This is a genomic window from Streptomyces sp. MBT65 (assembly GCF_016612545.1).
Classification (GTDB): Bacteria; Actinomycetota; Actinomycetes; order Streptomycetales; family Streptomycetaceae; genus Streptomyces.
The window spans coordinates 1-6,109 of sequence record NZ_JAENRY010000522.1 but is presented as its reverse complement, the minus strand read 5'-3'; the positions used below and the strand labels follow the sequence as shown (position 1 = coordinate 6,109).

Here is a 6,109-nt window from a genome sequence, read left to right as displayed (position 1 = left end):
CCCTACGCCACCGCCCCCACCGAGAACCGCGCCCCCGTGATCTCCTCCGAAGCCGTCCACAACCGCTTCGCCGCCTCCACGTCGCTCGCCGCCGCGCTCCGCCCCACCAGCGTCGGCGCGCCCCGCATCTCGAACACCCCACCCGGACCGACGTAACTCGCGCCCGGCAGATCCTGCGTCGCCGCGAAGAGCGTCGGCAGGGCGCCGCCCTTGTCGTCCTGGGCCACGACCTTGTTGCCGACGGCCATGAGCACGCGCGAGACCGGGTTCGCCGTATGGCTCTGGAGGTTGGTCGCCGCCCAGCCCGGGTGCGCCGCGAGGGAGCGGACGGGCGAGCCCGACTCCGTGAGCCTGCGCTGGAGTTCGAGGGTGAAGAGGAGGTTGGCCAGCTTGGACTGGGAGTAGGCGCGCTGCGGGGCGTAGATCCCGTCCAGGTTCAGGTTCTCGAAGTGGATGTAGCCGTCGCCCATCCGGTGCGCGCCGGAGGAGACCGTCACCACCCGGTCGGTGATGTGCGGCAGCAGCAGGTTCGTGAGGGCGAAGTGGCCCAGGTGGTTGGTGCCGAACTGCATCTCGAAGCCGTCCCGCGTCCGCCGCTCGGGCAGCAGCATCACCCCCGCGTTGTTGATCAGCAGGTCCAGCGGCCCCTCCCAGCCCGCGGCGAACTCCCGCACGGACGCCAGATCCGCGAGATCCAGCCGCCGTACCTCCGTACTGCCGCGCACCCCGGCCGCCGCGGCCCGCCCCCGCTCCAGGTCCCGTACGGCGAACACGACATGCGCGCCCGCCCGGGCCAGCTCGACGGCGGCCACCCGGCCGATCCCGCTGTTGGCCCCGGTGACGACCGCCGTACGGCCGGCGAGATCGGGAATCCGCCCGGCGTCCCACTTGGCCTCGCCCTTGCCCCGGCCCTTGCCGCCGCTGTTACCGCTGCTCGTGCTGTCCGTCTTGTCCATGCCCTCCAATGTAGGCAACGCCTACAATGATGTCAATGACAACAATGATGTCGTCGACAACAATGCTGGCGCCGACAACATCGGGATACGATGGCCCGCATGCCCGTACGCCCCTATCACCACGGAGACCTGCGCTCCGCCCTGCTCGCGAGCGCGGAGCGCACCCTGCTGGAGAAGGGGGTCGCCGCCCTGTCCCTGCGCGAACTCGCCCGGGACGTCGGGGTGAGCCACGCGGCCCCCGGCCGCCACTTCAAGGACAAGCGGGCCCTGCTCGACGCCCTGGCCCTGGTCGGCTTCGAGCGCATGGCCGAGGACCTGGACGCCGCCGACAGCCCCGAGCTGCCGCTGGAGGCCCGCCTCACCGAACTGGCCACGGCCTACGTGCACTTCGCGGTCTCGAACGCCGAGCTGCTCGAGGTCATGTACTCCCGCAAGCACGACCCGGACATCTCCGAGCAGTTGCGGGCGGCCGTGGAGGGCACGATGACCCAGTTCGTGCAGATCGTCATCGACGCCCAGGAGCGCGGCGAGATCATCCCCGACGAGCCCTGGACCATCGCCCTCGTCCTCGGCGCCGCCCTGCACGGCACGGCCTCCTTCGCGGCCCAGGGCACCCTCACCCCGGAGGCCGCGGTGACCGGCATCGCCCCCCTGATCCACCACCTGCTGAACGGCCTCAGGCCCCGGGGCAACGAGCGGTGAGCGACACCTACTTGACGCTGATCCCGACCGACCCGCACTGGCAGCCCACCCGGGCGGCAGCGGACCGCGCCAGGGCCGCCCTGTCCGCCCTGCTCCCCGACGCGGACGCCCGCCGCGGCCTGGCAGCCACCTGGCACGACACCGTCGAGGTGGTCCACTGCGGCGCCAACCTGAAGACGATCCGCTGCCCGCACTGCGGCGCGGACTCCGACGGCTGGTGGGGCGAAGCCGTCCAGGAGCGTTACGACGAAGGCTTCTCCACACTCCGGGTCACGGTCCCCTGCTGCGGCACCGAGACATCGCTCGACGAGCTGATCTACGACTGGCCGATGGGCTTCGCGAGCTTCAGGATCACGGCCCTGTACCCGAACCGCGGGTGGCTCGCCGAGGAGGAGCTGGCCTCCGTCACAGCCGCGGTCGGACACCCCCTGCGCCAGATCCTCGCGCACGTCTGACGCACCTCCGCGGCACCCCCGTTGACGCCTGTCAACGCGCGTCCCGCTGTGGATATTCGGTGGAGAGAGTCAAGCCCGGGCCATCCCCACGCCATCCCGGCGCCATTGATCAGCAATCCCCCAACCCCCTTGAGTAACGCGGAAGTCAGAACTCCGGAACCCTCCTTGTTGTCACGTACTCAACAAGAGAAGGTTCGTCACGGGCCGCCGCCCCCACCGGGAACCTCACCGGTGGACCCCCACCCGCAGGCCTCTGCCCACCTCTCCCTGGAGGCTGTACGTTGCGTACGTCACCGCCCAACTCCCCCCACATACGCGGCAACTGGCGCAGACTCGGCTCCGCAGCCGCCGCGACCGCCGCGCTCCTGATCGCCGGCCTCGGCACCGCGGCCCACGCGAGCGCCGCCACCGCCCCGCACAAGGTGACCGCCCAGGCCATCGCCGCCCAGGTCGCCAAGGCCCATGTGCAGTACGAGAAGGCCGCCTGCGGCGCCACCCCGAAGAAGGGCTTCGCCGCCTGTAACGCCCTGCGCGTCACCGGCGGCACCACCGCCTTCATGGAGAAGCAGGCCGCGCTGAAGGGCGTCGCCGCGAAGACCATCTCCCCGAAGGCCGCCACCGACGACCCCACCGGCTACGGCCCCTCGGACATCCAGTCCGCCTACGGCCTCGCCGACGCGGCCGCCGACAACGGCTCGGGCGAGACCGTCGCCATCGTCGACGCCTACGACGACCCGAACGCCGCCGCCGACCTCGCGACCTACCGCTCGTACTACGGCCTCTCCGCCTGCACCACGGCCAACGGCTGCTTCAAGAAGGTCAGCCAGACCGGCTCGACGACCTCCCTTCCCTCCGCCGACAGCGGCTGGGCCGGCGAGGAGTCCCTCGACCTCGACATGGTCAGCGCGACCTGCCCGAACTGCAACATCCTGCTGGTCGAGGCCAAGTCCGCGAGCGACGCCAACCTCGGCACCGCGGTGAACGAGGCCGTCAAGCTCGGCGCGAAGTTCGTCTCGAACTCCTACGGCGGCTCGGAGTCCTCCTCCGACACGACGTACGACACCTCGTACTACAAGCACGCGGGCGTCGCCATCACGGCGAGCGCGGGCGACGAGGCCTACGGCGCCGAGTACCCGGCGGGCTCCCGCTACGTCACCGCCGTCGGCGGCACCAAGCTCTCCACCTCCTCCAACTCCCGCGGCTGGACCGAGAGCGTCTGGAAGACCAGCAGCACCGAGGGCACCGGCTCCGGCTGCTCGGCATACGACGCGAAGCCCACCTGGCAGACCGACACCGGCTGCACCAAGCGCATGATCTCCGACGTCTCCGCGGTCGCCGACCCGGCCACGGGCGTCTCGGTCTACGACACCTACGGCGACGACGGCACCGGCTGGGGCACCTACGGCGGCACCAGCGCCTCGTCCCCGATCATCGCCTCGGTCTACGCCCTGGCCGGCACCCCCGGCAGCAGCGACTACCCGGCCTCCTACCCCTACGCCGCGGCCGGCACCTCCGCCCTGAACGACGTGACGAGCGGCAACAACGGCACCTGCTCGACGAGTTACTTCTGCACCGCCAAGTCGGGCTACGACGGCCCGACCGGCTGGGGCACCCCGGAGGGCGTGTCGGCCTTCACCGACTGACACACCCCGCAGAGCCTCCCCGTCGGGTCACGGGGAGCCGCCGGCAAGAGGGGGACGTGGGGTCCCCTTGGCGGAGCAAGTGGCAACGGGCCGCGGCAACCAGCCGCGGCCCGTTGGCCGTGTGTCCCAGGCCCCACAGGCCCCCGCAGTCCCCGACTCCCATGAGAAACCTGTGGGTTTGGTAAAGGGCCAGACCCTGTTCGGTAAGCCGGAAGTCAGGATTCCAGCAGCCTCTTGTTGTCGCGTACTCAACAAGAGATGGTCATCGCGGGCCGCCCCCCACCGCCGGGGAAACCGCACCGGCGAGACGCACCCGCACCGCCCCTGTTCCACCGACTCAGGAGGCTGCACCTTGCGTACCACGACCCCCGACTCCCCCCACACGCACGGTAGATGGCGCCGCATAGGGTCCGCCGCCGTAGCCACCGCCGCACTCGTGTTCACCGGCCTCGGCACCGCCGTACAGGCCGACGCGGCAGCGAGCGCCACCACCTCCACCGCGGTGACCTACGCCGCGACCCCCTGTGCGACCCCCAAGCACACGGGCGATCTCACCTGCAAGTCCTACCGCGTCACCGGCGGCCTCACCGCCTTCCAGAAGATGCAGGCCGCGAAGACCGGCATCACCCCCAAGGCCGCCGACGCGAGCACCCCCTCCGGCTACAGCCCGACCAACCTCCGCTCGGCCTACGGCCTGACCTCCGCCGCCGCCTCCAACGGCTCCGGCGAGACCATCGCGATCGTCGACGCGTACAACGACCCCAACGCCGAGGCCGACCTCGCGACCTACCGCTCGTACTACGGTCTCTCGGCCTGCACCACGGCCAACGGCTGCTTCAAGAAGGTCAGCCAGACCGGTTCGACGACGTCTCTGCCTACTTCCGACGCCGGCTGGTCCGAGGAGATCTCCCTCGACCTCGACATGGCGAGCGCGATCTGCCCGCTGTGCAACATCACCCTCGTCGAGGCCACCAGCGCCAGCTACGCCAACCTCGGCACGGCGGAGAACGAGGCCGTGACTCTGGGCGCCAAGTTCGTGTCGAACTCCTACGGCGGCTCGGAGTCCTCCTCCCAGACGACGTACGACACCTCGTACTACAACCACCCGGGCGTGGCCATCACCGTCTCCTCCGGTGACAGCGCCTACGGCGCCGAGTACCCGGCGACCTCCCGGTACGTGACGGCGGTCGGCGGCACCAAGCTCTCCACCTCCTCCACCACCCGCGGCTGGACCGAGGCCGTCTGGCGCACCTCCAGCACCGAGGGCACCGGCTCCGGCTGCTCCTCCTACGACGCCAAGCCCACCTGGCAGACCGACACCGGCTGCACCAAGCGCATGGAGTCCGACGTCTCCGCCGTCGCCGACCCCGCCACCGGCGTCTCGGTCTACGACTCCTACGGCGTCACCGCCGGCTGGTACACCTTCGGCGGCACCAGCGTCTCCGCCCCGATCATCGCCGGCGTCTACGCGCTGGCCGGCACCCCGGTCAGCGGCACCTACCCGGCGCAGTACCCCTACGACTACGCGGGCACCTCGTCCCTCAACGACGTGACCAGCGGCTACAACGGCTCCTGCTCCACGGCGTACTTCTGCACCGCCGAGACCGGCTACGACGGCCCGACCGGCTGGGGCACCCCGGAGGGCATCTCCGCCTTCGCCAACTGACGACGACCTGGCCCCCACCCTGAACTGATCCTCAGTCACATGTCGTGCCACAGTGGGTCGTGGGGGCCACACCTGGCACGGGAGAACGGGCCGCGGCATCCAGCCGCGGCCCGTTCATCATGAGAACATCGACACGAACCCCATGCCGTAATCAGGGGCTAACGACCGAACCACGGTCAGGTTCCGCTCCGACCTCGTTGCCCGGCGTTACCTACCGTGATACACAGAGTGACCGTACGGTGTATTCGTACGAAACCCGCCAACCAATGACGCCAAGTCGACATCCGACGGCGCCTTTGTCGGCGACAATGATGCCTGACCTCTGCTCACCTGCAGGGGATGCGGAACTACCCATCAGGGGCGGTGACTTACATGCTCTCTGCGGCCGACAAGGGAGACATCAACACCATCATCGGGGGGATCGCTCCGGACTGGGGCCCCTTCGGCAGCCTGGGCAACGAGGCGAAGGTGATGATCGAGGTCGTGATGGCGGTGGCCATCCTGCTCTGCCTCGGTATCGCCGTATGGGGTGCGGCCAAACAGCGCATCGGGGCGACGGCGCTCCGCGACACGTTCAGCGCGGAACAGGGCAAGGGCCTCATCGTCGCCGGCCTGACCGGCGTCTTCATCATCGGCTCCCTCGGCACCCTCTTCACGATCGTGTACGGCATGGCCGTATAGCCGAGC

The 6,109-nt window shown here is 69.9% G+C and carries 6 protein-coding genes; 5 read left to right on the top strand and 1 reads right to left on the bottom strand.

From position 1 onward, the window contains the following. Positions 1-2 precede the first annotated feature (2 nt). Positions 3-956, bottom strand: coding sequence for an oxidoreductase (locus JHN63_RS49625; RefSeq protein ID WP_200691716.1), 954 nt, complete (start codon positions 954-956; stop codon positions 3-5). A gap of 90 nt (positions 957-1,046) precedes the next feature. On the opposite strand from JHN63_RS49625, the gene JHN63_RS49620 reads away from it, so the two are divergent. The 5 genes from JHN63_RS49620 to JHN63_RS49600 all read left to right on the top strand — a co-directional run bounded on the left by JHN63_RS49620 (position 1,047) and on the right by JHN63_RS49600 (position 6,103). After that, positions 1,047-1,658, top strand: a complete 612-nt coding sequence (locus JHN63_RS49620; protein WP_374223030.1) for a TetR/AcrR family transcriptional regulator — start codon at positions 1,047-1,049, stop codon at positions 1,656-1,658. Beyond that, on the top strand, positions 1,655-2,113 hold the full coding sequence (locus tag JHN63_RS49615; protein ID WP_200691714.1) for a hypothetical protein: 459 nt from the start codon (positions 1,655-1,657) through the stop codon (positions 2,111-2,113). The genes JHN63_RS49620 and JHN63_RS49615 overlap by 4 nt, the downstream gene beginning before the upstream one ends. Positions 2,114-2,394: 281 nt before the next feature. Continuing rightward, positions 2,395-3,756 carry a S53 family peptidase gene (locus tag JHN63_RS49610; protein WP_200691713.1) on the top strand — a complete coding sequence of 454 codons (1,362 nt, stop codon included), beginning with the start codon at positions 2,395-2,397 and terminating at the stop codon, positions 3,754-3,756. Between the two features lie 352 nt (positions 3,757-4,108). Continuing rightward, positions 4,109-5,422, top strand: a complete 1,314-nt coding sequence (locus JHN63_RS49605) for a S53 family peptidase (protein ID WP_200691712.1) — start codon at positions 4,109-4,111, stop codon at positions 5,420-5,422. A 372-nt stretch (positions 5,423-5,794) separates the two neighbouring features. Continuing rightward, entirely contained in the window at positions 5,795-6,103 is a 309-nt protein-coding gene (locus JHN63_RS49600; protein WP_033281366.1) for a hypothetical protein, read from the top strand. The last annotated feature ends 6 nt before the right edge of the window (positions 6,104-6,109 follow it).

What these genes read in the sequence shown, in the direction of transcription:
- JHN63_RS49625 (WP_200691716.1), bottom strand. Translation starts at nt 956, where the DNA reads ATGGACAAGACGGACAGCACGAGCAGCGGTAACAGCGGCGGCAAGGGC.
- JHN63_RS49620 (WP_374223030.1), top strand. Translation starts at nt 1,047, where the DNA reads ATGGCCCGCATGCCCGTACGCCCCTATCACCACGGAGACCTGCGCTCC.
- JHN63_RS49600 (WP_033281366.1), top strand. Translation starts at nt 5,795, where the DNA reads ATGCTCTCTGCGGCCGACAAGGGAGACATCAACACCATCATCGGGGGG.